A 26,918-nucleotide genomic window follows, 5' to 3' on the forward strand; every position below is an offset into this window, starting at 1 on the left:
AAATTAATTCTTTCTTCTTCCTGAACTCCTGCCTTCTGCCTTCTGCCTTCTGCCTTCTGCCTTCTGCCTTCTGCCTTCTGCCTTCTGCCTCCTGACTACTTCTTCTTAGCCAGTAACTGTTGATGTTTATCTTGCATTTCTAGCATTTCTGGAATAGTTACAAACTCATAGCCTTGTTTGCGGAATTTATTAATAATTTCTGGCAAGGCTTTGACGGTGTGAGTGCGATCGCCACCGCCATCATGCATTAATACAATACCACCGGGTTTTGCTGACTTGAAAATATTGTTGATTAATCTTGGTACAGTAGGACGAGAATAGTCTGTTGAGTCAGCAGACCACATAATAATGGCAAACTTATTACTTCTGGCGTAACCTGCTACTCCGTTAGTCATAATTCCACCTGGTGGGCGAAACAAACCTGTTTTTACACCTGTAGTTTTAAAAATAATATCTGTAGTATTAGCAACTTCAAAAGCCGCAGTTTGCGGATTCATTTGATGATACCAGTGATGCCAGGTATGATTAGCAATAGAATGGCCTTCAGCAACTATTCGTTTAGTTAAATCTGGATAATTTTTTACATTCTGCCCAAGAACAAAAAATGTACCTTTAATATGATTTTTTTTGAGAATATCAAGGATTTGCGCCGTGCTTTTCGGCCAAGGTCCATCATCAAAGGTGAGTGCAATCACTTTCTGATCTGAGGGGAGTGTTACGGCTTTAATTGTTTCACCTTGAAAACGTGATGGCACATCAGTATTAATACCTTTTGCTTGCGCTTCTTGCTGCCAACTTGTGAGTATTGTCGCCTTAAAAGCCTCAATCCGTTGTTGAGTGCCTACGTTAGCAGCGATATCATTATTGCCGATATTGAAACGACTTCGCGCGTCAGAGATAGTTGGTTTTACAAGCATCATAAAACCAATGCCTACAGTACCAGTTAAGCAAAGTAATGTAATTAATATTCCCTGCGGCCAAAAAAACGACTTATTGTGTTCCACTATATATCTCCTTGGGGTTGAACCATCAGTCATGTTTCTGACGGTAGGTTATAACACATTTTGTCTAAATATTAGATACTCAATGTTTTACTAGTAATCATGAAAATTGCGATACAAAGTTACAGAAAATCCGAAATTTAGGTGGAAAAATTATACTTATTTCCCTAAAATCTGAGTATTTAACATTTCACGACAACCTTTAAGTAATGAATCTCTGACTTTTGTACTTTTGTCAACACAGTAGGATATTGAATCAATGATTATTCCACAGAAATAGTCCATAAGAATAGAGTATCTATCCTAAAATAACGGCACAATCTATCAGTAATATTACTATTAATGTATATTTTACCTCTAAACTTTGTTCCTACATTTTAAAGAAAAAATTAAATTTTTAGATGCAATATTATTGTTTTAGAAATTTTATCCAATAGATGGATAAGAAAAAGCGACTGATCATATCTTTCCATAATCAAGCCCTATTTATTCGTTAATAGAGATACTGTTCCTGGATGCAAAAAATAATTTTATCAATAGATAATGAAGTTGTTTGTCAACGACAATAAATAATTCCTATTTTGAAGTTATTTTCGCCAGACTACTAATATCACTCCCATCACAATTAAACCTAATCCTACAATACGGAGTAGAGGAATAGGTTCTTTGAGAATAAAGTAACCCAGTAATACAGAAAAGATATAACCAACGGATACAGCAGGAGCAGCAACACTAAGGTTAACTCTTGTTAATAGTAGGATATAAGCGATCGCACCAATACCGTAACAGGTAAGTCCTAATAAAAGCTCTGGTATGGTGATAATGTTGAAAATTAGGCTAAAAAAGTTCCCAGCATGAACTTTACCTAATTTTAACGCGCCCATTTTTAATAAAAATTGTCCAGCCACACTGATGAGGACTGATATGAGCAGTAAACTAAATTCTGGTGGAGTCACTGATATTACCTGATTATTTTAATTCTGATTTGCGGATAAATAACAAGAGCAATTACTTATGAAAAAATCAGGACTCTAAGCTAAGTAGATCAAGTTTTTGTAAAACCTCCAGTTTCCTTAAGCGTATAAAGAGGACGACCCTTAACTTCTTCGTATATCCGACCAATATATTCACCCAAAATACCAATACAAATTAACTGTACAGAACCTAAGAAAAACATGGCAATTGTAATTAATGTATAGCCTATTAAGGGAGATACTGGTGCAAATATCCGCCAATAAAGCACTAGTAATATCATGATTAAAGCAATAGTAGCGGATAAAAGCCCTAAATAAGTAGCTACTCTGAGGGGAACTTTGGAAAAAGAAATAATACCATCAATTGCCAAAGAAAAAGACTTGGTAAAAGTATATTTTACATCCCCAGCATAACGGGGATTTCTTTCAAAAAGTACGGATGTTTGTCGAAAACCAACCCAAGCACGTAAACCACGAATGTAGCGGTTACGTTCTGGCATAGCATTGAGGATATCTACCACCTGTCTATCCATTAAACAGAAGTCTCCCGTATCCACAGGGATATCAACTTGAGCCAAACGCTTGAGAAGACGATAAAAAAGATATGCAGTAAAGCGTTTTAGCCAGCTTTCTTTTTGACGTGAGATCCTTTGGGCATAAACAACTTGATATCCTTCATGCCATTTGTCAATCATGGTTAAAATTAATTCTGGAGGGTCTTGTAAGTCAGCATCCATAACAATGATGCTTTTGCCTTGGGCAAAGTTTAAACCTGCTGTGACAGCGACTTGATGACCGAAATTTCTAGCTAGACTCAGGTAACGTACTCGACTATCATGATGATGGAGTTCGCGGATCATACTCAAAGAGCGATCGCAACTACCATCATCAATTAAAATTAGTTCAACATCACCGTCTAATTGTTCCATAACATTAATTAGACGGCTATACATTTCTGTAATATTTTCTTCTTCGTTGTAAATGGGGATAACCAGGGAATAGATGGGCTGATTCACAATAATTGATAATTTCTACAAAGTTTTTAATCTAGCTTTGTTGAATCCACAACAGCTTCTATAAAACCATAATTTTGTGGCATTTCTGAATGAAACTATGAATTAGTTTTACCCAGAAAAATCAGATTTTGAAAACAAAAATTGTTGAATTTCATCTTCTAATTCAGTAACTCCAGTTTAGTTATTGAAATAGAAATTTTTTTCAGCACATAGATAATTTAATCTAGTAAAAATTTGTGTTCCTGTAAATATGAATGATTTCCATGATACTAAATCTAAAAAAGATTATCTCATACTATTATTAATTTGGTTAGTAGCATTAGTTATAGATAGAACTTGGTTTTTATTAGATAATTCTATCCCAGCCCATGATCAAAGCGCACATTTAACAGGAGCATTAAGTCATTATCGCATCTTTGAGAATTTTAATTTATTCTCAGGAGAATGGTGGTTATCTCTGTGGCAATTAACCCCTAGTTATCGCGCTCCCTTTGTATATATTTGTACAGTTCCCTTTTTATTTCTGTTTGGTCAGGGATACGACCAAGCAAGTTTAGTTAATTTATTGTATTCAGCAATAATTATATTATCTGTATATCATTTAGGAAAATATTTATTTAAAAATCGCCAAATATCTATAACTGCCAGCATTTTTTGTTTACTATTTCCTATATTGGGAATTGTCAGAACAGATTATTTATTAGATTATGGTTTAACAGCCATCGTCATTTTCACATTTACCATTTTAACAATTTGGAGAAATAGTTACACTGGTTGGATATCATGGATATTAACTTTTATCTTGGGATTAGGAATAGGGTTAATCATGTTGGCTAAACCCACAGGATTTCTTTTTCTTTTCATTCCTGGAATTTGGACATTAATTACCTTTATCAAAAACCGCAAATTTATTAAACTAATTCAATCAGGTTTATCTTTAATTTCCGCTTGGTTAATTTGTGGTTCTTGGTATAGTGTCAATTGGTTAACAATTATCACTTCAGCTTTACACGCTAACAGTGTGGGAAAACGGGAAGGTGATCCGGCTGCAACTACTATTGCTGGATGGATATTTTATCCGCAACTTGTACCAGAAACAGTAGGTTTACCAATATTATGCGTGAGTTTAGGAATTTTATTAGTTTATTTAATTAAACATAAATTTTCTCAAGATGCAATTAAACAAAGTTTGGGGAAGTCTGGTTTAATCTGGTTATTAATTTTCCTCTTTAGCAGTTACATACTTTGCACTTTGGGTACAAATAAAGATATTAGATTTATTCTCCCAGTTTTTCCCATCATCAGTTTAATTTTAGCTTATTTCTTCCATCTAATAAAAAATATCAGCTTTGATAAACTGAGGTTAATAACTTTAGGATTAAGCATCATAGTATTATTGAATAACTTGTTTACTTTACCCTTAATACAAGCATGGGGAGGAAAGCATTTACCCAACGATGACGCTAAAAAATATCCCCTTTCTCAATTAATAGATAAAATTAACCAAACAACTCCCTATTTACGATCAACTTTGGGGATAATTCCGGTTTCTACACCGCAAATAAACGAATTCACTTTAGATTATTACGGTAAATTAGCAGATTTTCGTGTACATGGGAGAAAATTAACCACAAAATTAGCTGATATTAACCAAGATTTACAGTATTTTTCCTGGTATATCACCAGAGATAACGAACCAGAACAACCAGGAGAAAAAGGAGAAGTTAAACGCAAATTAAAATCTTTAGTTGAATCTGCTCCTGATTTAAGCTTACAAGCTAAGTGGGAATTACCAAATAATGATACACTCAAATTATATCATCGAAAAAATCCCGATGTAGTAATTCAAAAAATAAACACTATTGAACAAGAATTTGCTCTAGATAAAGTTCAAATTTCTAATCAATTAATCAGAGAAAACAATAATCCTGTTACTTATGAAATGACAGGTAAATGGGATGAATTGCAGAATGGGTTATTACTATTGAGATGGAAAAATCAGCAATTTTCATGGTATCATGATCATGCGATTGCACTGGGAAATCTATACTGTGGTTTTAAATGCCATCCCCAAGGAACTTTTAGAGTAATTGAGAATTTATCTACATTTATTCCCAAAACACTACCTTTAGGTAAATATCAACTTTCTGCTTTATATCTAGATAGAAGAAATAGCAAAATCACACCCTTAAATATTCAAGATGTAACGGTAAATGTCACAGATGAAGGAAACATAGAAAAATCACCACCTTTAGATTTAGTTTCCCGCATCTCACAATTAGCACCAGAATTACAAAATGGTAAATTAGAAAATATATTTGAGCAGATAGATAACTTCAATCAATATGATCCAACTCTAGATTATTTAAAACAAATTGAACTTGCAGCTAATTATTATTTGCAAAACGAACCAAATAACCTCAATTGGCGTTATAGTTTAGTTTTATCACAACTGTTACAGCGCAAAGCCTCAGAATTAATCCAGAATTTAACAGAATTAACTAAATATGATAGTCAAAATCCTTATTTATGGACTTACTTAAGCTTTATACATTTGTATAGCTTTCAACCAAGAAAAGCTGAAAAACCATTAGCTATAGCCGAAAAAATTAAACCAGATATACCAGAATTAAAAACATTAAAAACCGTCACAAATATAATGAAATTTCTGCCATTAATTAATTGATAAATATGAGGAATAAATATTGGTTATTAGGATTGTTATTTGCATCTTTATTCCTGTGGTTAATATGTTTAGGAAATTTGCCTTTACGAGATTGGGATGAAGGTACTATTGCCCAAGTTGCCCGTGACATTTATCGTCACCCCGTTGATAAAATGGTTTGGCTTTATCCAACTTTAGGAGGTGAACCATATCATAATAAACCACCTTTAATACATTGGTTAATTGCTGTTGCTTATTCATTAGGAGGTGTAAATGAATGGACAACACGCTTACCAAGTGCATTATTAACTGCGTTAGGTGTACCTTTACTTTACTCAATAGGAAATTTAGTTTTTAACCAAAGTTTACCAGCATTATTTACTGCTTTAGTTTACATGACCATGTTACCTGTCGTGCGTCATGGCAGACTAGCAATGTTAGATGGTGCAGTAATTACATTTTTTTTGTTGTTATTATTTTCTATCTTAAAATCCCATCAGCAGAGAATTTATGCTTTAGGAATTGGTTTGAGTTTAGGATTAATTACTCTTACCAAAGGCATGATAGTTTTACTGCTGGGGGGAATTGCTGGTTTATTTATATTACTCAATAGACAGTTTTATTTATTTAAAAATTTATATTTATGGATAGGAATATTATTAGGCAATGCTTTACCTATTGCTTGGTACATAGCCCAATGGCTACATTATGGAGAGAATTTTTTACAAATAAATTTGCAATCACAAACTTTTGCCAGACTGACGGAATCTGTAGAAGGTCATACTGGCCCTATTTGGTTCTATTTCATAGAAATACTTAAATATGGTTTTCCTTGGTTATTATTTTTGCCTGGAGGGTTATATTTAGCTTGGAACAAACGACATACTGCTTGGAGTCGTTTAATTATTATCGGCACAGTAATTTACCTTGGGACTATCTCATTTATGAATACAAAACTCCCCTGGTATGTAATGCCTATATATCCATTTTTAGCTTTAGCAATTGGCGTTAATTTGAGTGAAATTTGGCAAGAAAGAAAGTTTAATTTCAAATCTCTGGGAGGATTTTTTGCTTTTTTAACTGTTGCTGGTTTAGGAGGTTGTGTTTATTTTAGTTTGGCTGACCCACAAACTACATTAATTACCATGAGTATTGTTTTAGCAATTAGTATGGGTATTACTACATGGTTAGTTATCAAGAAAAAACGTAACTTTATTCCGGTTTTATTTGGAGGAATGTATTTGGTTTTATTGCTGTTAATGAGTTCAAATTCTTGGATATGGGAGTTAAATGAAGCATTTCCAGTTAAACCAGTTGCGGCATTAATTCGTCAACATATTCCAGCGGGAAAAACAATTTATACTTCTTTTAGTTATAGTCGTCCTAGTTTAGATTTTTATAGTGATTGTCAGGTTATTGCTGTTCCTTTTTCGGTTTTACAGGAGATGTGGTCTAAGAAATTTAATCTATTGGTGGATAGTGAAACTTTGGAAAAAATGAATTTAGGTCAGAGTAATATCTTAGGAGAAGTTAATGGTTTTACATTGATTTCACCATCAATATAGTTTTCAATTTTAACCTAGCTATTTATCGCGATTTGTCAATATCAAAGCAATATAAATACACCAAAATTATATTTTAAGTATTGATTTTTCAGTCTTAATTATCCCAAAACAGGTATGCTTTTGCACCACCATTCCTTTTCCAGTATTCTGTTGTATTGTAAAAATATAGTCTACTTTCCATTAAACATCCGAATTATATGCAAGTTATATCTCAACCAAATAAAAATATCCTCCAAATACCAACCTTTAATTCTGTTGCAGAACAACGGCTACATCTTCAGCAGCGTCTAGCAGCTGCATTCCGTTTATTTTCCCGGTTTGGTTTTGATGAAGGTATTGCTGGTCACATTACAGCCCGCGACCCAGAAAACCCAGAACACTTTTGGGTTAACCCTTTTGGTGTCCATTTTGGTTTAATTCGAGTTAGTGACCTGATTTTAGTTAACCAGAATGGTGAAGTTATTTATGGTGACAGCCCAGTAAATCGGGCAGCTTTTGCTATTCATTCTCAAGTTCATGCCGCACGTCCTGATGTAATAGCTGCTGCCCATGCCCATTCTATCTACGGAAAAAGTTGGTCTACCCTTGGTCGTCTTCTTGATCCCATTACCCAAGATGCTTGCGCTTTCTACGAAGACCATAGCCTGTTTGCAGACTACACAGGTGTTGTTCTTGACCCAAAAGAAGGTGAACGTATTTCCCAAACTTTAGGTAAAAACAAAGCTATTATTCTCCAGAACCACGGCTTACTCACCGTCGGTAAAACAGTTGATGAGGCAGCTTGGTGGTTCATTACAATGGAACGTTCTTGTCAAGCACAATTACTAGCTGAAGCCGCAGGGAAACCCCATCTTATCAAACCAGAATATGCAAGCTTAACCCACTCTCAGGTAGGTTCTCATGAGTTGGGTTGGTTTAGCTTTCAACCGTTGTACGAGATGATTGTGCAGCAAGAACCAGATTTGCTGAATTAAAAGCCTTTTGTTTACGTTTAATAGCTCCTGTTACACCCAACACTCCCAACCCCAACAGTCCCCAAGCTGCTGAAGATTCAGGAACAGATTTAGCTGAGATTGCGGAAAGTGCTGCATCTGCTATGAGACGATGAGCATTTGATGTGGGATGTAAGCCGTCAAAAAACAGAAAATTGTTTTGTTGATCACTACTACATACACTGATTATATTGGTCAATGGACCTACAACACAAGGACTAGTAACGTTTGTAAAACCAAATTCTCCAGGATTGTTTACAACTTGATTAAATAGGGAAAATACATCAACATTAATCAGATTAATGTCAGGTATGTTGCTTGTAAATAAGTTTAGGCTGGCTGCTAATTTATTGTTATGGTCAATTGTTAAATCAGTGAAAAATTGGGATTTTTGGTTGGCTAAGGCGAACGGAGTTTTACCCAAATCTGGTAAATTAAATACCATGATATTTTTAGCCCCAGATGAAGCTAAAAAATCTACTGCTGTTGATAAATTTTGGACTGTTTGATTAGTAGTATTACTCCCACCAAACAGATAATCATTGCCACCTCCCCACACAGCATATAACGCATTGGGATCAAGCAGTTGATTCGTGGCTAGGAATGGCTGGGTAAACAAACCAACCTGTTCTAATACTCCTAGTAATCGCGGATTAGGAACAACAGCGTTACCTGAACCAGAGTTGGCACCACCAATAGCAAAGTTAATACTTTGGTTCAAGGTAGTCGTATTGTAAGGAGGAAGACCTAAATTTGTGAATGGAGTAGGCGTTAAATTTAGATTTTCTCCCAGGTAATCTACCCAAATTTTATTATTAGAAAAACGTCCGTCAAAGTAGGGTGGACTTGGGGGTAAACCCCCTAAATTTTGAGTTAAATTAAAAATGTTGCCTGTATCTGAAAGACTATCGCCAAATACATAAAAATTGCTAAAAGTTACCGCCGAAGCTTTTAGTGGCAACATGAAAGAAACGAGGACAAAACCAGCCGCTACAACTTGTTTTTTCATGATCATTAAATTCCTTGTATTTTTTGTGAATCTTGCACGTATATAAATCTGTAGAGGTTAGTAAATCTACAGATTATTTTTTGAGTGATTAGAAATTTATGCAAGAAAGTTTGAGAATTATGATGCTTGTAGCCTAAGTGTTTTTGCAGTTTTTAGTTTTAGTATTTTTTACAAGCTTGTGCTGAGTCCAACTTATTCAGTCAACTTAAGTAATTATATTTAATTTATGTCAAAAGATTCATTAAACAGGATCTGAATTCAATGAAAACCCTGAGATTTACCTTAACTTTATAATTAGTGGTGTATTATAAAGAATATATGAAGCTGTAAATATAGCAGTAGCCGCAATTGTGAGGACATTTTTTTATTGTTTGTTCCCTGTTCCCTGTGAATCCAAAATACGATGTCCTATATTCTGGTTTTAACTCTTTAATTTCAAAGCCTCAGTTGCTGAAATTCCCTCACTCTGAATACCGAAATAAGACAAAGCTGCACCAGCTTCAGCGCGAGTTACAGCTTTTTTGGGTTGGAATAATGTTGTATACCCAAACACCCGCCGAATATTTGATTGTTCAGCACTTTGGAAATCAGCCAAAATTGCTCTGAGTGCTTTAGGGTCAATTTTTTCTGTATCTTGGAAACCCCAGGTTTGCTTAACGGCTTCTAAGTTAGCAACAGGTAAGGCTTGACGAGTATCTAACGGGACTTTCCACAATAACAATTGTTCTCTTGTTAAGGGTGCATCAGGACGAAATAAAACCGCTGTCGTGTCTCCAGTTAAAGAACTGGGAATTAATCCTGCTTCTGCTAATCCTTGAATAGCGGAAAAATCAGGATCTTTAGGTAAAACATCTCTAAAAGCAGGTTGATCATTTGCTGATGCTAGACGAATTTGCTTGGCAGGATTATTAGCATACATGGCATTATTAGCAGCAACTAGCCAACGAGCATATTCTCTACGGGTAATGATTTGATTGGGTTGAAATTGGTTATTTGTAGAATTAGAGTTGGGTTTAGTTTTGTCTGGTTCTATTGACAATACACCCAATGTTGCTAAATCTTGAATCTGTTTTCGCCATTCTGGTGGTGCTTGATTTAAGTCACTAAATTCTTGAGGTTCAGATGTGTTTGTTGGGATAACTGGTTGTTGGACTACATTTGCGTTGGGTATGATAGGTCCAATAAACTGTGGATCACCCGGTTGGGGAATTTCACTAGAGTTTTGATTTAAGTTTTGATTTAAATTAGGTTGATTAATGGTGGGTTGATTGATGGCAATTTTATTAGGTAAGTATTCAATTAATAATTCAGTTGCAGTTTGGGCTTGATTGGATGTCGTGTTAGTAACTGATTTTGGTTGAATTGTTACTTTTAAAAATAAGTTATTTTGCTTTACTTCAAAAGTGCCTTCTATATCATCTTTTGGTTGTTGTAAAATCTGCCAGTTTTTGTTTTGAAACTGATTTCGGTAAAAGCTGGTGATAAAATTGCTGGGGTCGGAACTTTGCCAGCGAGTTATAGTTTTTGGTTCTGAATTTTCTGAATTATTATCAGGTTTAATTTCTTGTAATGTGGCATTGGGATAGATAGGAATTTCTTTAGGAAAGTCTTGAGGTAACTGAACTGTAGGTGTAGTTGAGATTCCTTGATTCTTGGTTTGTCCAAAAACTGTAGGGTTATTTTGCAGCGCGGGGTCTGCTGCTAAAGATTGCTCCAAATTTTTGGACGCAGGACTGTTAGAACAGGCTGTTAAGGAAGATAGTAAAACAGCCATACTTAGAAAGATAGCTGGACGTTTAGAAGACAACACAGGAAATTAAAAGTCAAGTTTCCTTTTCTACCCTAGCATTTTATCAGCAGGGAGCAGGGGAGATGGGGAGATGGGGGAGATGGGGAGATGGGGGAGATGGGGAGGATGGGAGAGATGGGGAGGATGGGGGAGATGGGGAGGATGAGGGAGATGGGGGAGATGGGGGAGAATAAATTACCTTCTGCCTTCTGCCTTCTGCCTTCTGCCTCCTGAACTCCTCTCCTACTGCACATAATTTTCTAAGTCTTCAATTTGTGGTGCTGGTAATTGGTTGAGGACTCGCCACAAAATGGTGTAGCTGCCGTCTGGACGGCTACGCACGGCGCGGAAGGCGATGATGGTATCGCTGCTGGGTATTGGTCCTAATTGCTGCCTAATACGGCTATTTTGTGGGGAAATGGGTTGAGGATTTAAGATGATTTCTGGGAGTTGGAATTGGAGCGATCGCACTACATAGGTATGATTTAATCTGGCTTTTGCACTCGCCAACAATATTTGATTTTGTGACCACTTCTGATCTTTCCCTGTTAAAAACCGCTGTCTGTCTATTTGTAAGGCTTTTAACTGTTTCGGCGGCTGGTAATTACGGAATAAATCTCTAATAGGTGCAGAAACGCCTTGTAATCTCCCATCCAATTTTTCTAAGGGTATCTCACCCACATCGATCATGAAGCCATAATCTATTCCTTGATGGCTTAACTGAAAGTTATCACCCATCATTTTCAATGCTAAACTGGGAGTAAAATCACCCTTAACCTCACCCACAACAGGAAAAGGATAACGCTCACTAACTTTTGGTAGTAATCTATTTTGGAGAGTATTAGGCTGATGACGGTAGGCTGAATCAGGTAAAACTCGAAAAATTCCCGTGTTAGACAATGCCAAAAACGGAGCGTAGATTTGTGTTTCTTGGGGATCAATGTCGTAAGCAAATCGATCAAGTATCGCTGCGTCTGCTTGAGGATTAATAAATTTAGTATTTTGGGGAAATGCTGCTTGGGCTGCTTTCAACATTTGATCAGCAGTTTTGAGAGTAAAAATAGTCTCTTCTGGTACACCAATAGCTGGTTGGATGGGTGCTACATAGTTCGCTATGGCTTTTTTTCCCACATTACCAACTACTGGTACTGGAGATGAAGTAATATTTGGTTCTCTACTAACAAAAGTTGTGGCTAGTTTGTCAAGATCAGGACGCTGAACTGGTGCCACAGAAAGTACCGGATCTGACTTTCGTTGTCCAGAAACTAAAGGTAGAGGTCTAACCAAGGCTAACTCACCTCGTCGAGACAATAACTGATCTATAACCGGGGATAACTTCCATAATTCCTGGTTAGAAGTGTACAAAGAGCAGTAAATTTGTGATTGGGACTCAGTTAACTGCATAGGTAAAGAAGACTGTTGAGAAACCTCTCCTTTTGCAGTACACAAAGTTTTGGGATTTGGGTACTGACGTTTGAGAAAACTTTCTACAGAATAAGTATTAATAGTTAATTGCCCCCGAACGGCTCTCATTTTGTTGGGGTCTGGATTGTTAAGTGCTTGCTCAAGTCGAGCAATTAAATAAATCTGCTGCTGTACTAGCCTTGCTGCCGTGGTATAAAATCTATCAGTCTCTTGTTCTGAAGCCAAATTTTGACTTAGTGCAAATGGAGACTTATATTCCATAGCTGAGGTGAAGCTAGGGGTGGAAATTAGTGAAAAAGGAAGCAAAAGTCCCAACAAGATTTTTTTCATTTCAGAAATGCAGATCAGAATAGGAGGATGAAAATCTAAAATAGATATTAAATTGGAAGAAAACAACAACTATCAACAACTGTCAGTTTATTTTACTTTCCCCTGAGTGGGTAACGGGTGATACTCTCGCCTCCGTTGCAGATTGGAGAAACTAATTGAATGACTTTTGATATTGATAGTTAAGGGTTTATTCTTTTTTTCCTCCTAAATTCCTGAATTGCCGAGAGAGGCGCAAGCCATACTCTTAGTTTCAAAGAAAGCGTTGCCAGGTTGTTACCAGTGTTGAAACACGATTACATGAAAGTTTCCCAGGATCAGCCGATCTATTCTGAAGCCCCACTCCAGCTGCTGTTGTTTGTCGATGGACGGCCAAAGTCCCGCCAACAGGTACAGCGAATTCGTGCTTATTTAAAAGAATTAGAGGCTGAGTATAGTTTTGAGCTTCAAATTATTGATGTTGGGCAACAACCATATTTGGCGGAACATTTTAAATTAATAGCCACGCCAGCTTTAATCAAAATTCATCCTGAACCCCAGCAAACTCTAGCTGGCAGTAATATCATAGCCGAATTAAAAAACTGGTGGCCTCGATGGCAAACGGCTGTAGACGCTTTCTTAAAGTTACAGGAAGATTTACAAGAACGTAGAGAAGAGGATGGGCGGGGAACATCTCCTCAGTCTACAATCCGTTCTGTGGCTGTTTCTGCTGAGTTGATTAGGCTTTCGGATGAAATTTTTCACTTGAAGCAGGAAAAAGAGAAACTTCAAGAACAGCTACAATTTAAAGATCGAGTGATGTCGATGTTAGCACATGACCTCCGCAATCCTTTGACAGCTACGGCTATAGCTATAGAAACTCTGCAATCTAACTATAATGTAGAAATGGGAGAATTTCAGCGTCTCAAACCAGCGATGACAGCCCATTTATTAAAACAAGCCCGAAATCAAACGCGCATAATTGATCGAATGATAGCCGACTTGTTACAAGTTGGTCGTGGTCATGACACAGAGTTTCCCATTGTTCCACAAAAGCTGGAATTAGGTAAACTTTGTTTGGAGGTTTTGGAGGAATTGCGCGATCGCTACATTGCTAAATCTCAAAAAATAGAAACTGATATTCCCAATGATTTACCCCGTGTCTATGCAGATCCAGAACGCATTCGTCAAGTGTTGGTAAATCTTTTAGATAATGCTATTAAATATACACCCGCTGGTGGCATGATTAGCTTGGCTGGACTGCACCGTACTACCCAAAAAGTCCAATTTAGTATTGGTGACACTGGCCCTGGTATTCCTCAAGAAAACCGCGATCGCATCTTTGAAAATCATTTCCGTCTACAAAGAGATGAAGCAACAGATGGTTACGGAATTGGTCTGGCTTTATGTCAACGTATTGTCAGAGCGCACTATGGTCAAATTTGGGTAGACTCCGCACCTCAAGGTGGTGCATGGTTTCATTTTACTTTACCAGTTTATCCATCTTAATTAGGTCAGTTATAGCGGTATGCACTTGAATGAGATACACAATTAACGTCAAAAATCCATACACTAAAAGACTTTCAACTCTGTTCCCTGTTAAGAGTTCCCTGTTAAGAGTTCCCTGCTATATCAATTCTGATTCTTGCCTTGATTCCTGACTTCCTGCACACAAATTTAATTACCCTTTAATAACTTTAATAAATAGATTAAAAAATGCCAAATCCATTAATGTATCAAGAGGAACACTTTGTTGTTCTAGAAACAAACCAACCAGAACAATTTTTGACAGTAGCAGAGTTATTAGAAAAACTGGAAAATGTTTTACAGCAACTGCCATTTGATGACTTGCCTCCTGATGTGCAGAAATTTAAATTAGTATCAGAACAAGCAAAATATTTAATTGATACCAGTTGTGACTTAGACGTTGGCCCTGGTCAATATCTACAGTGGTATGCAGTGCGCTTAGAAAAATAAAGAATTGGGTAATAGGTAATGGTTTTTTCTAATCTCCAATTACCGAAGAAAGGCAGAGGGCAGGAGGCAGGAGGCAGAAGGAAGAAAATACAATTTTTGTTCTCTGCCAAAAGGGTTTAAAGCCCCTAAATTTATTTATGCAAAAAATAAAAATATTTTTTCCGAGACGCGCGGCGCAAGGAAAAATACGTCCTGATTAAATCCCCTAAATTTATTTATGGGGATTACCTCCTGCCTCCTGCCTTCGTCCTTCTGCCTCTTTAACAATCCCCAATCCCGATAAATTCCTATTGAATTTTAATTAACTCCAGTTCAATTCTATTTTCAGCGGGCTGTGTAATTTTTACTTCAACATTAGGAGCAAAATATTTAGTCATTTTTTCATGTTTTTGCTGCCAAATATCTATGGGAATCTGAGGAGAATCAAATTCTAAAATTAAGGAATAAGCACCATTAACTTCTGTTTCTCTTAACCCAGTTACTATTGGTCTTTCTTCATCGCTAGGACTCAAACCTAGATAAGCAAGCGCCCGATCTAAATGTGCTTTTTGACCATAGCAAAAGCGTGTAATATCCGTGCGGATTTTGTTTTGAGTTACAGTCGCTTGCTGTTTTCTGAGATCCAATATTGATGGTGTGGTTGTTTGACTAAAGGGTGTAGGCTTGAGTTCATTGGCTTTGAGTGCTAAACCTCCCAAGAAAAGAGGAAAACCATAGAAAAATCCCACGAGATTGAGAGTAGCATTATCAGCACCATAGGCGATAAAGCCGACTATGATTAATATGCCACCGACAGTTAAACCGAGTGTTCCCAAAGAAATCTTGCCTAGCATGATCTGAGGTGAGTATAATTTCTTAACATCTTAGTTTTATTATCAGTGGCTTACGCCAAGATGCGCTATCAGCCTCAGCCGATTTTGCGTTAACTTTAATTGAAGATAGTTAAAGATTGGGAATACAACAATGGAACTGCAAACCATCAAAGAAAGAATTGCATCAGTACAAAGCAAGCGTGACTACTTGCTGAGTCTACTAGAACAACCGAACCTGGGAACGTTGAGAGTTGATGTCAATCAAGCGTTGGAAGAATTAGATGATTTAATTGATGAATTTAAACGCACAATTCCCGCAGCGGATAGTAATTAAGCCGTTCAAAGTATGAAATAAAAATTACGTCGGCAAACTGTAATTTTACTGTTAAGCCGACGATTTTTGGTTTGGTATAAATATCTTTTCACCCAGAATATAGATATAGCTGGGTGATTCAAGTCATATAAAAATATACAGTATGATTCAGTAATCAGCAGTAAAACTCAATCTAAAATCTCAAATCCTGTCAAAAATTCAAAGTGGATAATTTTTCATCCTACAGATGAATTTTTGGCAGCACGCAGTCCTAGTTGCCTAACTAAAGCAATCAGTTCATTTGTGGGAGCTTCTTTTTTGCAAACATCATCAAAATTAGGCATGGCTTTGGTTTGCTGTAAATAATTATCATCTATTGAAGAATAAGCCAAAATTTGAGTATTGGGAGATATGGATTTAATATAACCTGATGCACACCAACCATCCATCACTGGCATATGTAAATCCAAAACAATTACATCAGGGTTGGATCTTTTGACCATTTCTATGGCTTCTTGACCATTACTAGCTAAACCTACGACTTGGATATTTTCTTGGCAAGAAAAAGCTAGTTGTAGGCTTAAGCGAGTTAATTCATGATCATCAACTAAGAGAACGCGCAAGGAAGAAGACTCACAGGACAACATTAACATTCCCGGCTACAAAATATTACATCTAAGAGCTTTTATAGTGTATGAGAAGAGGTGTCAGTTTTGACTCTACCTTGAGGGGGAATAATGGCATTTCTATTATGAAGAAATGATGAAGTCATATTTCTGGTTGCACCAAAAAATAACTTTTTATAAAACAATATAAGTTGATACTATTTTTAAGGTATAGTCAACTTTTTAAAGTCCTCAAAATTTATGTCATGTTTGTAGAACGTAATGCCATAGACATGAAAGTTTTTTGGGAATTGGCTTCTGGACAATTATCGCAGGGTCGTCTTTGAATATAACTGCCATCAGATTGTAGTTCCCAGGCTTGACGGTTATCAGCTAACATAATTCCCAGGATTTCTTGCAAATCTTTAGCAATATCTTGGTCTTTGATGGGAGTGGTAACTTCCACTCGACGATCTAGATTACGACGCATCCAGTCAGCACTGCCAATATATATTTCTTCTTGACTATTGTTGTAGAAGTAAAAAATGCGGGAATGTTCTAAAAATCGGCCGATAATGCTGATGACACGAATATTTTCACTGATATCTTTGAGTCCAGGACGCAAGCAGCAGATACCCCTGATAATGAGGTCAATCTGCACACCAGTACGGGAGGCATCATATAGGGCTGCAATAATTTCAGGATCGACTAGGGCGTTCATTTTGGCAACGATGCGACCGGAAAATCCATTTTTGACATTTTCGATTTCTCGCTTGATTAATTCCAGAAAGCGATCGCGCATATTCACCGGTGCAACTAAGATTTCTCGATAGGATTTTTGTAGAGAATATCCGGTCAAGAAGTTAAACACATCTGTTAAATCTGCACCTAATTCTTCACGACAACTCAACAAGCCTAAATCTGTATATAATCGTGCTGTTTTCGGGTTATAATTTCCAGTTCCAATATGCACATAACGACGCATCCGGTCTTTTTCTCGTCGCACAACTAATACAATTTTACTATGGGTTTTGAGTCCGACTAAACCATAAACAACATGAACACCAACTTTTTCTAAACGTCTAGCCCAGTAAATATTATTTTCTTCGTCAAATCGGGCTTTCAATTCTACTAATACAGAAACTTGTTTACCATTTTCAGCCGCAGCAATTAAAGCATTAACTATGGGTGAATCACCGGAAGTCCGGTAAAGAGTCATTTTAATAGCTAATACATTTGGGTCCCAAGCAGCATGAGTAATAAACCGTTCTACTGTGCCGGAAAATGATTGATAGGGATGATGTACTAACAAATCTTTTTCGCGAATAATAGAAAAGAAATCTCTGCCTTCTTCTAGTTCCACTAAATCGGGATCTATGTTTGGTTCTCTGAGACGTTGTAAACGGTAGGGAACAACAGATTGACGTGGTGGTTCTTTGAGTTCTGGTAATGGTAAAGCCATAAAATACATCAAGTCTCGCAGTCCTAATAAACCATCGACTTGATAAATATCGTTTTCGGTTAATTCCAAATCTTGCAATAACCGACAACGTAATACTTCTGGTGTTTGGGATTTAATTTCTAACCTGACGGGAGTTCCACCCATGCGACGTTTGCGGAGTTCTTGTTCAATGGCTAATAAAAGATCATCGGCTTCGTCTTCTTCCAGTTCTAGGTCAGCGTCACGAGTAATGCGGAAGGGGTGACATTCTTGAATATTCATGCCTGGGAACAGGTATTCTAGATTGTGTGCGATCGCTTGTTCCAAAGGTACACCTGTCCAATACACGGGTTTTCCGTTGTTTTGAATTCCTAACTCCGAAGGTAGCGGTAAAAATCGTGGTAAAACACTGGGAACTTTGACTCTGGCAAAAAATTCTTCTTCCGTTTCTGGATTCTTCACCACCACAGCCAAATTCAAACTGAGATTAGAAATATAAGGAAAAGGATGACTCGGATCAACAGCCAAAGGAGTCAGAACTGGAAAGATTTGTTCTTTAAAATAATTATCCAGATAACTACGTTGTTTTGAATTTAATTCAATGTAATCTAAAATGTAAATTCCCTGATTAACCAACAATGGCTGTAAAACTTGCTCAAACTGTTCGTTATGTTTTGTAACTACCGGACCCAGGTATGACCGAATATCATCTAATTGTTGTTGTGGTGTCCGACCATCGGGAGTTAAAAGATTGACTTTTGCTTCTACCTGTTGCTTTAAGGCTGCGACCCGCACCATAAAGAACTCATCCAAGTTAGAACTGAAAATAGCCAAAAACTTGAGCCGTTCTAGTAAGGGAGTCCTTTCATCACAAGCCTCATGCAATACTCTACTATTAAACTGTAACCAGCTTAACTCTCGGTTAATATAGTATTGTGCATCACTTAAATTAATGGCAGGGTTAGTCTTTTTGGATTTTGGCATAATTATTTTTAGAGGCTAGTAGATGTTGCACAGCAAGCTGGAGAAGATTTAAAGGAGGGGTTGTAGGGGCGAAGCATTCGGAAAATAGCTTTGGATAAAAGTTGATAACTGATTGCCCGAATGCTTCGCCCGCAAAGGAGTCAGAATTAAAACCCGTTTAATACTTGATGATTTTTTATGAAAATCTTGTACCTCATCTATCTGCAATATGCTTTAACTCAATTAATTTAAGTAATATAGTGAGTTTTGGTTAAGAGATAATTAACAACGCGGAAATATAGCAATTGTCAGTTGGGTAACAACAGTAGTTAAGATCAAACTTAGATACCACAAGACTTTCAGCCTTTATTTTCCCTGTTACCTGTTCCCTGTTACCTGTTCCCATATCTAATGTTCCAAGCCACCCGTCGCCGTCTTGCCCTTTGGTACACTGCTGTTACTGCTATCTTACTACTCTTATTTGCCACTGGGGTTTATTTATATGTTCGTAATACGTTAGTTGAACGGGTGGATGATACATTAAATCATGTAGTGGAAGTAGTAGAGCGTTCATTGGTAATTGAACCTGTAAACTTCCAACCTGATAAACTCCGCGTGAATGTAGAAGCGAGTTTTCGGAATAATTCTGATACAGCAGAAGACGATCGCATTGACCTAGAATGGTTTAGTCCCACTGGTGAATTACGGTGGTCAACTTTTTGGGAACCTATAAATATTCCTATTCATAGTAATACGGGTGAAACTGTCCGTGTGGTGGGAATGGGAGGATGGGGAGACTCAGAACTACTACTGCGACAAGTGACCCATCGGGTAGAAATAGGAAGACAGGTTTTAGGATATCTGCGCGTGAGTCATCCTTGGTTTGAAGTCACTAAACCCAGTCGTCAGTTGATTTTTGATTTGGCTTTAGGAATTTGGTTAATGGTGTTGTCAGTAGCTGCGAGTGGTTGGTTTCTGTCTGGGAAAGCTATGGAACCAGTGGGGGAGTCTTACCAACGTCTCAAGCAATTTACAGCTGATGCTTCCCATGAACTGAGAAGTCCCATTGCTTTAATTCAAACTAATGTCCAAGTTGCACTGGCTGATTTAGACTTAGAAACCAGCAGTATTGCTCATTATCAGCAACAATTAAAATTAGTAGAACGATTAACCAAGCGTTTGGGTAGATTGGTAAATGATTTATTATTTTTAGCGCGACAAGACAGTGGAATTAGCCAAGAAGTTTTTTCAACTTGTCCCCTGGATGCTTTGCTGATGGAAGTTGTGGAAGAACAACAACTGGTAGCTAAAGAAAAAGAAATTACCTTAACTCTAAATTTAGTTGATCCTCCCTTGGAAATTGAACCAGAATTACAAGAAAATTGGTTTACTTTGTTGGGAAACTGGGATCAATTGGTGCGGTTATGTACAAATTTGATTGGTAATGCCTTGCAATATACATCCACTCAGGGAGAAGTGCAGGTGGAGTTAGCACGGCTTTCTGGTGTGCGTTATGGTGTGGCTTGTTTGCAAATTAAAATCACTGATACAGGAGTTGGTATTCCTCCAGAATCATTACCACGGTTGTTTGATAGGTTTTATCGTGTAGATCCAGCGAGAACTCATCAAAGTCGGGAAACTACAACGGGTTCAGGATTGGGACTGGCGATCGCACAAGCAATTGTTGAACATCATCAAGGACAAATTCAAGTTGATAGCATTGTGGGAGAAGGTACTACGTTCACTGTGATTTTACCCATCACTCTTGAGTATTAAATTCATAGTTAAACATCTATTCAAAATTTGTTTCCTGTGATAGAGGGAGACAAATATATTTACTTATTAGTGTAGATATAGTTTCACATAAAAAATAACAATATTGGGTTTAGGGACAGATGCCAATTACTATCAGACAAGATATTACCTACACTTTACTGAAAAAAATTAATGAAACTGGCAGGGGAATGCATGAAGTTCACTTTCATCAAGCCGATTTTCCTGGACATCAAATCACTATAGCTGAATTTTTAGGACATTTAGATTACTTAAATCAAAATCATTATATCAATGCAGAGTTTACAGGTAATGCCTACGCAACTCAAGAAGACGTTCCTGATTTGATTCATCCCCAGGAAATTGACCTGCGAATTGCTAATACTTATGGCGCACCGGATGGACCTTTACCACATTTGATCACTTTCAAACAAGCAGAAATGACGGAAAAAGGCCAGAAGCTGTTAGAGAAATTAGAAGTTAATCAACCACAGGTTGCAGAAACAAAACCATCAGTAGCTATTGCTGATAAAAATTTGCCATTTTTAGAAAAAATCATGGCTAAAAGTGGCTTAACAGATATTTTTGATGCCAGGGATTTAACAGAAGTTGTTTTCCGGGTCATGCGAGATTTAATGACAACGGAAGCTGCTGACAGAGTGGAAGCAGAACTACATGAAGCAGCAGAAATAACTAAAGATAAATCCCTGCAATTAGAAATTGCCGATTTGTGGCATGATACTAACCCAATTGTGGCATTTTTAAGTCGTGTGCGTCCACCATTACAACCTACAGGAATCTTTAGAGGAATTGATAGCGATCTCTTTTTATTTCGAGTAGCAAATGAAGGAGGAATGCCACCAAATACAGATGCAGAACAAGTAATTAAAGCTGTATTTTCTGCCACTAAAGACGAATTATCCCCAGAACGCATTCAGGAAATTTCTACCTGGCTACCTGAGAGAATTCGTCAATTTTGGGAAGAAGCGTAAGTAGGTGATAGGTGACAGGTGACAGGGAGAAGATTATTTATCTACACCTTACACCCTATTCCTAATTCTGAATATTTTCACAGGAGTTAAAATAATGAATTTTCCTAAATATATGAAATTATTTGGGACTGTTTGTAGTGGATTATTGATGAGTTTACCAATCATTCCCCAAGCAGTTTTGGCACAAGAAACAACTTCTAAACTTAATCCTTGTCCCGGTATTTTCTATGAAGAACCTTATAATATTCGGGTTATAGTCCCCCCCATTTGTCCTCCTAATGATTTGACACTCATACTCATGCAACTTGGGTTGCTACCAGTCCCTACTTCTCCTTCACCATACCAAGTCAGGTTGGGTGTGGGAGGTGAAGCACCAGTACCATCAGCACTGAATCCTAATCCCGGTATTTTTAGTGAACAGCCTTATAATCGTTCTCAACGCGGGTTTCGGTCAGGAGATAATGCACAAACGGTACCAACTCTTCCCCCATCCAACAGCTTACAACCACCCGCACCAGAACAAAGACAAGACCCCAGTGCCAGAATTGCACTAGCAGATGGTAAAGCAAATATCAGGCTAATTAATAACTCAGGGGCAAATGTTACTTATCAAGTCATTGGCGATACAGCACCACGCAAGTTACAAGGTAAATCAGATGTGACTCTACGAGGTTTAAGCACACCAATAACGGTGACATTTCAACGAGAAGATGGTGGCTTTTTGATGGTGACACCTAAACCTGCTGAAGAAAGGGGAACTTTGGAAGTAACATTCCAAGAAACAAATGATATGAAGCAGGATAAAAGAGCAATGAGTATTCAATCAAACGGTTCAGTATTCTTGAATTAGTCATTGGTCATTACTGATTCTCTCCCTGCTTCCCTACCTCTCCACTGTCACCTGTTACCTGTCACCTGTCACCTGCTTACAGTTAACGTCCTTTCAATTCATTGAGAATATGGAGCAATTTTGCTTCTTGTTTGATGTCATCTAATTTTTGTGCGAGTGAAAGCGCCTGTTGATAAAAATTACGTGCTTTGGGATAATCCCGGATTTTTTCATAAAGTTCCCCGGAGGATACGAAATATTTTAGTTCTTCGTTGGGACTATTTAAAAATTTAGCGATCGCCAGCCGCTGTTCTAGTAATTCCAAAGACCGTTCATAACGACCAACAGCAGTATGAGCAGTCACTAAACCATCAATTGCTCGTAGTTGGTCAGGACGATAAAAATTTATTTTTGCTAACCGCATCGCTGTCCCATAAGCGCCTATGGTATTTTCATAATCTCCCGCCATTAAATAAGCATCACCTAAGTTATTAAGAGTATTTATTTCACCGATGACATTACCTGTTTGACGGCGAAAAAATAAAGCAGTTTCCGCTAATTTAACAGCTTGATTATAATCACCCAATCTTATATATACCAGGCTTAAATTACTCAAAGAAAGCCCTTGTCCTTCAATATCATCAAGATTGCGAGCAATGACTAAAGCATCTTGAACAGTTTCTCCAGCAGCCTTTGGTTCGCCTTTTTGTAACAACAGAGTTGCCAGATTATTCAGTCCAAAAATCTGATTTTTAAAATCCTTATTATCACGCGCTATTCCTAAGCGACGACGGATAGCATCTTCCGCATCTTTGAGATTACCTAATTGTAGATAAGCACCAGCGAGTAAATCATAGGTTAAACCCTGTGCAGTCATGTCACCAAGAGAGTGATAAATCTCTAGTGCTTGTAATCCAGATTCAATGGTTTTATCCACAGAACCAGAAGCATATTGTTGTCTACCCAGACGCAGTAATCTATCAGCTTCTTCTCTGACTGGTCTAACATTTAATGGTTTGCCAAGAGGATGATTTAAAGGACTATAGATTTGGTTGGTAATCTCAATAGCATTAGCCGCAGTAGGTATGAAAAAAGCAGTAAATAATAGAGTATAAACAATTCCCTGGGGCAATTTATGAATTTGCTGTAAAATCTGGGAATAATGTAAATTGAAAATAGTAGAATTCGATAAAAAGTGTAGTTGTTTCATGACAATTAACCGTGAAATTCCGGCTTTTCAGAAAGGTGTAAGCAAAAGTTTAAATTTTTAGGTACAAAATAGCTAATTTCACATTGATACCTAAGTCAAGCTTAAGCGGGATCTTCACCTAAGTAAATAGCGCGAATATCAGCTGGTAATTTGTCTTCTAGCATACGATAACCTTCTTGGAGAAAATTGGCTACTTCGTCAGGAGAAATATTTTCTCCTTCAGCTTGCAGATAAGCAGCGATGCGTGTTTCACTCCAGTGAAAGGTTTGAGCCATCAAGACAATTAAGCGTAATATTGGTGGTAGTTGGTCTAAGGACTGGTCTAGATAACACCATAACGGTGGTGAAGTGTCCTTGAGTGAATAATGAATCGCTTCGGTTGGTGGTAATTTAATTTCATTAATGCAGAACGCAGTCATGTTGATTAACCAGTTTTGCAAGGTTAATATATCCTCGCCTGTTTCTGGGTTAGTGAGATAGAGTCCACCGAGTTCATAGTATATATGTCGCCATGTAAGCGCAAATAGATAATCGGCCTGAACAGGCGATCGCGCCGAATGTTGAATCAAAGTGTAAACTATAGGGCTATAGCGGCAAAAAATGACCGTAAAGTATTTACCATCATCGGGATAGCGCCTAAACAGAGTCAGTAATTCCTGGTCACTGTGATGAAACAGCGATTTAACCAGAGGATGATTAGCTTCAGGAAAAGAAGGAATTTGCACAAGTGTTTTAGTAGATTTTTTTTTAATATACAGAGTAATGGCTGGTAAACAGTAATTGGTAATTGGTGATTGGTAAAAACTATTAACTGTCACCTGTCACCTGTCACCTGTCACCTGTCACCTGTCACCTGTTCCCTGTTCCCTGTTCCCTGTTCCCTGTTCCCTGTTCCTGAGATAAACTAAAAAAGAGGACTTAATATTAGTCTTTATCGACAATACTAAAAGCGGCTCCCTTATACAATCTTTGTTTATTCATGGTTATAGCAGCTAATTTGATACCTTTCCTGCTTAGTCCCTTTACTTTAGGCTCTTTCTTACCTTCCCTACCGTTGGATAGCCTGTTCTCCACCCAAGGCATTATGATTATGCTATTGGCGGCTTATGCTGGTGCCATGTGGATGTTTCTAACCAGCGCCCCGAAAGTCTATACTGTCATGGTGTCGGACTTGGAAATTGCCCGACAGTTGTATGAAGGCTTACTAGATTTGCCAGCAGCAGAAGTACCTTTGCACTATTACTACAACTACGAACAAACCATTGGTGCCACAGGGATAGACCCGCTTTATATGTCCACTAGTCCCAGTTGGTCAAATAAAGCAATGAGTAACGCCAATGATGGACTGTGGTATCAATTAAAGAAAAATACTCAACTGCACATCATTACTGGTGCGAGTATTGGTACTAAAAATCAGCAGCGCCATGTTTGTTTTGACCATGACTGTTTGGAATTGATTTTAATGCGGGTGGAAACCAGAGGTTTGAAGTTTAAGATTCGCAATCAAAAACCTTTGAATTTCTTGGTGAAAGACTACGAAGGACGAGTGATTGAAATGGCTGAAGTAAACGGTTAATTATTAGTTATTTAGAATTTAGATTCCCATTGAGATCCCCGACTTCTTTAAGAAGTCGGGGATATTTTCATTCATGATTTTTCGGTTTTTTTCTGATGCACCCTAAATTTTTAGGGAAGATATTGATTTTTTCTACTGATAGTTATAAATGATATTAATGTTTCCTAGAAGTAAAATAACAATTGTAAACCCCGCAGCTAAACTTGCAAAAAACTTTGTTCTTCCCGATTGAATTACAGCATAAACTAAGAATGGTGTGATTAATAAACAAACTCCTACTATAAAGAAATACTTTGTTATTGCTGTTTTTAAGAACAATTCACCTAATCCATACTGGATATTATAGTTAAAACTCCACGCCCCCACAAAAATAATTAATAAACACGCACTTAGAAAATCTGGGTTTTTGATAAAATTAGCTAAAAATTTTCCTAATGCTAAAAATAAAAAAGGAAACAAAGGAATAAGATACCAAGCATAGAAATGGCTTTGAGAACCAGAAAATAAAAGTATAAATAAATAGACGATAATGGGAATGCTAATAACTCTATATTTGATCTTATCACCAGATGCTCTTAAAACTGGGATTAGAATTAGCCAACTAAAAGTTAACCAACCATCTTCAAAAAATACTGGCTTTAAAATTATTTCTTTAAATAAAAGAAAATTTTCAAAACGTTCAGTATGGGATTGAATAACTTTAAAAAATAATTCGGAATTATAACTAATTCCATAAATAAAATAAATAGATAATAGGGATAAACCGATAACAAAAACTAATAAGCTTTCTCGCCATTTCTTTTGAAGAATTAGCAGTAAACAAAGCATAGGTACAAGAAAAAAGCCGGTTATTTTTGCTAGAGATGCCAAACCAGCTAAAAACGCGGCAATATATAAATAGGTTAAATTTGAAGATTTGGAATATTCCAAAAAATAAAGTAAAGTCAATAAACTTAAAAAAAGAATAAAATTTTCACTCACTGCCAATCTAGAAAGAAAAACTATATTCGGGTTGGTGGCAAAAATTACAGATGAAATAATAGCAATTTTAGTATTGTATAATCTTAAACTTAATATATAAAAGAGAATAATAGAAAGAATGCCAAATATCAATGATGGAATTCTAATAGTAGTTAAAGTACAATCAAAAAAAGTATTTGCTCCTCCTAAAATTGCCGCGCTACCAACAATTAAACTAAATAAAGGAGGATGATCTAGCCAAGGAGTAACTAACTGGTAAGTACCACCTTTCCAATCTACTCTTGGTAAGTCTCCATAGGCTTTTAACCAAGACCAACTTGTAGGTACATGGTCTTTAATCAAACTCATACCACTCCAGGCAAAAGCATATTCATCAGCTGTCCAATCATGTACAGGAATTTGATCATATTTATAGATTCTAATAGCAGATCCTAATATGGTAATGAGTGTACAAAAAAACCAATCTTTACGAGTTAAAAAACTATTGAACAAGCGGGGAATTGAATCTAGCACTTGTATACTCTTTATTATTAATGTTGGATTAAATATTAATAATAATTCTGCTAATTTTTGTATATACGCCATTTTGCATAAATTTTGGGGACATAAATTTTGAAAATATGTAACTCTTCAAAGCAGGTGACAACAAAAGATATCCATTACTCGTATTAGGTAAACACTTTTATATGAATCTAAAATAGACT

Annotated in this window: 22 protein-coding genes; 10 read left to right on the top strand and 12 right to left on the bottom strand. The window is 36.9% G+C overall.

Features of this window, described 5'->3' with window-relative positions; genetic code table 11:
- Positions 1-95: 95 nt before the first annotated feature.
- The 3 genes from ACLLO5_RS09470 to ACLLO5_RS09480 form a co-directional block, all read right to left on the bottom strand.
- On the bottom strand, positions 96-1,004 hold the full coding sequence (locus ACLLO5_RS09470; protein ID WP_413175201.1) for a polysaccharide deacetylase family protein: 909 nt from the start codon (positions 1,002-1,004) through the stop codon (positions 96-98).
- Between the two features lie 584 nt (positions 1,005-1,588).
- Entirely contained in the window at positions 1,589-1,957 is a 369-nt protein-coding gene (locus tag ACLLO5_RS09475) for an EamA family transporter (protein WP_413175202.1), read from the bottom strand.
- A gap of 89 nt (positions 1,958-2,046) precedes the next feature.
- Positions 2,047-2,991 (bottom strand): glycosyltransferase family 2 protein, encoded by a 945-nt coding sequence (locus ACLLO5_RS09480; RefSeq protein ID WP_413175203.1) that lies wholly within the window; start codon positions 2,989-2,991, stop codon positions 2,047-2,049.
- A 250-nt stretch (positions 2,992-3,241) separates the two neighbouring features.
- Between ACLLO5_RS09480 and ACLLO5_RS09485 the strand changes: the two genes are divergently transcribed.
- The 3 genes from ACLLO5_RS09485 to ACLLO5_RS09495 all read left to right on the top strand — a co-directional run bounded on the left by ACLLO5_RS09485 (position 3,242) and on the right by ACLLO5_RS09495 (position 8,195).
- Entirely contained in the window at positions 3,242-5,677 is a 2,436-nt protein-coding gene (locus tag ACLLO5_RS09485) for a hypothetical protein (protein ID WP_413175204.1), read from the top strand.
- 5 nt (positions 5,678-5,682) lie between these two features.
- The gene (locus ACLLO5_RS09490) at positions 5,683-7,221 is read left to right on the top strand and encodes an ArnT family glycosyltransferase (protein WP_413175205.1); all 1,539 of its coding nucleotides are present in this window, start codon (positions 5,683-5,685) and stop codon (positions 7,219-7,221) included.
- 197 nt (positions 7,222-7,418) lie between these two features.
- Positions 7,419-8,195: a class II aldolase/adducin family protein gene (locus ACLLO5_RS09495; RefSeq protein ID WP_413175206.1), complete on the top strand. Its 777-nt coding sequence runs from the start codon at positions 7,419-7,421 to the stop codon at positions 8,193-8,195.
- Here the strand turns inward: ACLLO5_RS09495 and ACLLO5_RS09500 are convergent.
- The 3 genes from ACLLO5_RS09500 to ACLLO5_RS09510 all read right to left on the bottom strand — a co-directional run bounded on the left by ACLLO5_RS09500 (position 8,137) and on the right by ACLLO5_RS09510 (position 12,766).
- Positions 8,137-9,222 (bottom strand): SGNH/GDSL hydrolase family protein, encoded by a 1,086-nt coding sequence (locus ACLLO5_RS09500; protein WP_413175207.1) that lies wholly within the window; start codon positions 9,220-9,222, stop codon positions 8,137-8,139. The genes ACLLO5_RS09495 and ACLLO5_RS09500 overlap by 59 nt on opposite strands.
- Positions 9,223-9,643: 421 nt before the next feature.
- On the bottom strand, positions 9,644-11,032 hold the full coding sequence (locus ACLLO5_RS09505; RefSeq protein ID WP_413175208.1) for an S-layer homology domain-containing protein: 1,389 nt from the start codon (positions 11,030-11,032) through the stop codon (positions 9,644-9,646).
- A gap of 222 nt (positions 11,033-11,254) precedes the next feature.
- Complete coding sequence (locus ACLLO5_RS09510; RefSeq protein WP_413175209.1) at positions 11,255-12,766, bottom strand: hypothetical protein; 1,512 nt, start codon at positions 12,764-12,766, stop codon at positions 11,255-11,257.
- 279 nt (positions 12,767-13,045) lie between these two features.
- On the opposite strand from ACLLO5_RS09510, the gene ACLLO5_RS09515 reads away from it, so the two are divergent.
- Entirely contained in the window at positions 13,046-14,251 is a 1,206-nt protein-coding gene (locus ACLLO5_RS09515; RefSeq protein ID WP_413175210.1) for a histidine kinase, read from the top strand.
- 207 nt (positions 14,252-14,458) lie between these two features.
- A complete protein-coding gene (locus ACLLO5_RS09520) occupies positions 14,459-14,719 on the top strand; it encodes a chlororespiratory reduction protein 7 (RefSeq protein WP_413175211.1) in 261 nt (86 codons plus the stop codon).
- A gap of 287 nt (positions 14,720-15,006) precedes the next feature.
- Here the strand turns inward: ACLLO5_RS09520 and ACLLO5_RS09525 are convergent, their stop codons facing one another.
- Positions 15,007-15,552 carry a DUF2854 domain-containing protein gene (locus ACLLO5_RS09525; protein ID WP_413175212.1) on the bottom strand — a complete coding sequence of 182 codons (546 nt, stop codon included), beginning with the start codon at positions 15,550-15,552 and terminating at the stop codon, positions 15,007-15,009.
- A 130-nt stretch (positions 15,553-15,682) separates the two neighbouring features.
- Between ACLLO5_RS09525 and ACLLO5_RS09530 the strand changes: the two genes are divergently transcribed.
- Entirely contained in the window at positions 15,683-15,865 is a 183-nt protein-coding gene (locus tag ACLLO5_RS09530) for a hypothetical protein (RefSeq protein WP_413175213.1), read from the top strand.
- A 215-nt stretch (positions 15,866-16,080) separates the two neighbouring features.
- Here ACLLO5_RS09530 and ACLLO5_RS09535 read toward each other — a convergent pair whose 3' ends face one another.
- Positions 16,081-16,491: a response regulator transcription factor gene (locus ACLLO5_RS09535; RefSeq protein ID WP_413175214.1), complete on the bottom strand. Its 411-nt coding sequence runs from the start codon at positions 16,489-16,491 to the stop codon at positions 16,081-16,083.
- Positions 16,492-16,708: 217 nt separating this feature from the next.
- Positions 16,709-18,874 (bottom strand): polyphosphate kinase 1, encoded by a 2,166-nt coding sequence (ppk1, locus tag ACLLO5_RS09540; RefSeq protein ID WP_413175215.1) that lies wholly within the window; start codon positions 18,872-18,874, stop codon positions 16,709-16,711.
- A 390-nt stretch (positions 18,875-19,264) separates the two neighbouring features.
- Between ppk1 and ACLLO5_RS09545 the strand changes: the two genes are divergently transcribed.
- From ACLLO5_RS09545 to ACLLO5_RS09555, 3 genes are all read left to right on the top strand, one after another.
- A complete protein-coding gene (locus ACLLO5_RS09545) occupies positions 19,265-20,629 on the top strand; it encodes a sensor histidine kinase (RefSeq protein WP_413175216.1) in 1,365 nt (454 codons plus the stop codon).
- Between the two features lie 119 nt (positions 20,630-20,748).
- Positions 20,749-21,618, top strand: coding sequence for a DUF2267 domain-containing protein (locus ACLLO5_RS09550; protein WP_413175217.1), 870 nt, complete (start codon positions 20,749-20,751; stop codon positions 21,616-21,618).
- A 94-nt stretch (positions 21,619-21,712) separates the two neighbouring features.
- Positions 21,713-22,468: a hypothetical protein gene (locus ACLLO5_RS09555; protein WP_413175218.1), complete on the top strand. Its 756-nt coding sequence runs from the start codon at positions 21,713-21,715 to the stop codon at positions 22,466-22,468.
- 82 nt (positions 22,469-22,550) lie between these two features.
- Here the strand turns inward: ACLLO5_RS09555 and ACLLO5_RS09560 are convergent, their stop codons facing one another.
- Together ACLLO5_RS09560 and ACLLO5_RS09565 are read right to left on the bottom strand one after the other, a co-directional pair.
- The gene (locus ACLLO5_RS09560; protein WP_413175219.1) at positions 22,551-23,657 is read right to left on the bottom strand and encodes a tetratricopeptide repeat protein; all 1,107 of its coding nucleotides are present in this window, start codon (positions 23,655-23,657) and stop codon (positions 22,551-22,553) included.
- Between the two features lie 101 nt (positions 23,658-23,758).
- The gene (locus ACLLO5_RS09565) at positions 23,759-24,382 is read right to left on the bottom strand and encodes a sigma-70 family RNA polymerase sigma factor (protein WP_413176047.1); all 624 of its coding nucleotides are present in this window, start codon (positions 24,380-24,382) and stop codon (positions 23,759-23,761) included.
- Between the two features lie 254 nt (positions 24,383-24,636).
- Between ACLLO5_RS09565 and ACLLO5_RS09570 the strand changes: the two genes are divergently transcribed.
- Positions 24,637-25,233 carry a glyoxalase-like domain protein gene (locus ACLLO5_RS09570; protein ID WP_413175220.1) on the top strand — a complete coding sequence of 199 codons (597 nt, stop codon included), beginning with the start codon at positions 24,637-24,639 and terminating at the stop codon, positions 25,231-25,233.
- Between the two features lie 132 nt (positions 25,234-25,365).
- Here the strand turns inward: ACLLO5_RS09570 and ACLLO5_RS09575 are convergent, their stop codons facing one another.
- The gene (locus ACLLO5_RS09575; protein ID WP_413175221.1) at positions 25,366-26,799 is read right to left on the bottom strand and encodes an ArnT family glycosyltransferase; all 1,434 of its coding nucleotides are present in this window, start codon (positions 26,797-26,799) and stop codon (positions 25,366-25,368) included.
- Between the last annotated feature and the right edge of the window lie 119 nt (positions 26,800-26,918).

The sequence above is a fragment of the Anabaena azotica SJ-1 genome (assembly GCF_047275885.1).
GTDB classification, from domain to species: domain Bacteria; phylum Cyanobacteriota; class Cyanobacteriia; order Cyanobacteriales; family Nostocaceae; genus Trichormus_B; species Trichormus_B azotica_A.

Excerpts from the sequence above, each read along its gene's own strand:
- ACLLO5_RS09485 (WP_413175204.1), top strand. The coding sequence starts at position 3,242 with ATGAATGATTTCCATGATACTAAATCTAAAAAAGATTATCTCATACTA.
- ACLLO5_RS09490 (WP_413175205.1), top strand. The coding sequence starts at position 5,683 with ATGAGGAATAAATATTGGTTATTAGGATTGTTATTTGCATCTTTATTC.
- ACLLO5_RS09495 (WP_413175206.1), top strand. The coding sequence starts at position 7,419 with ATGCAAGTTATATCTCAACCAAATAAAAATATCCTCCAAATACCAACC.
- ACLLO5_RS09500 (WP_413175207.1), bottom strand. The coding sequence starts at position 9,222 with ATGAAAAAACAAGTTGTAGCGGCTGGTTTTGTCCTCGTTTCTTTCATG.
- ACLLO5_RS09510 (WP_413175209.1), bottom strand. The coding sequence starts at position 12,766 with ATGAAAAAAATCTTGTTGGGACTTTTGCTTCCTTTTTCACTAATTTCC.
- ACLLO5_RS09520 (WP_413175211.1), top strand. The coding sequence starts at position 14,459 with ATGCCAAATCCATTAATGTATCAAGAGGAACACTTTGTTGTTCTAGAA.
- ACLLO5_RS09525 (WP_413175212.1), bottom strand. The coding sequence starts at position 15,552 with ATGCTAGGCAAGATTTCTTTGGGAACACTCGGTTTAACTGTCGGTGGC.
- ACLLO5_RS09530 (WP_413175213.1), top strand. The coding sequence starts at position 15,683 with ATGGAACTGCAAACCATCAAAGAAAGAATTGCATCAGTACAAAGCAAG.
- ACLLO5_RS09535 (WP_413175214.1), bottom strand. The coding sequence starts at position 16,491 with ATGTTGTCCTGTGAGTCTTCTTCCTTGCGCGTTCTCTTAGTTGATGAT.
- ppk1 (WP_413175215.1), bottom strand. The coding sequence starts at position 18,874 with ATGCCAAAATCCAAAAAGACTAACCCTGCCATTAATTTAAGTGATGCA.
- ACLLO5_RS09545 (WP_413175216.1), top strand. The coding sequence starts at position 19,265 with ATGTTCCAAGCCACCCGTCGCCGTCTTGCCCTTTGGTACACTGCTGTT.
- ACLLO5_RS09550 (WP_413175217.1), top strand. The coding sequence starts at position 20,749 with ATGCCAATTACTATCAGACAAGATATTACCTACACTTTACTGAAAAAA.
- ACLLO5_RS09555 (WP_413175218.1), top strand. The coding sequence starts at position 21,713 with ATGAATTTTCCTAAATATATGAAATTATTTGGGACTGTTTGTAGTGGA.
- ACLLO5_RS09560 (WP_413175219.1), bottom strand. The coding sequence starts at position 23,657 with ATGAAACAACTACACTTTTTATCGAATTCTACTATTTTCAATTTACAT.
- ACLLO5_RS09570 (WP_413175220.1), top strand. The coding sequence starts at position 24,637 with ATGGTTATAGCAGCTAATTTGATACCTTTCCTGCTTAGTCCCTTTACT.
- ACLLO5_RS09575 (WP_413175221.1), bottom strand. The coding sequence starts at position 26,799 with ATGGCGTATATACAAAAATTAGCAGAATTATTATTAATATTTAATCCA.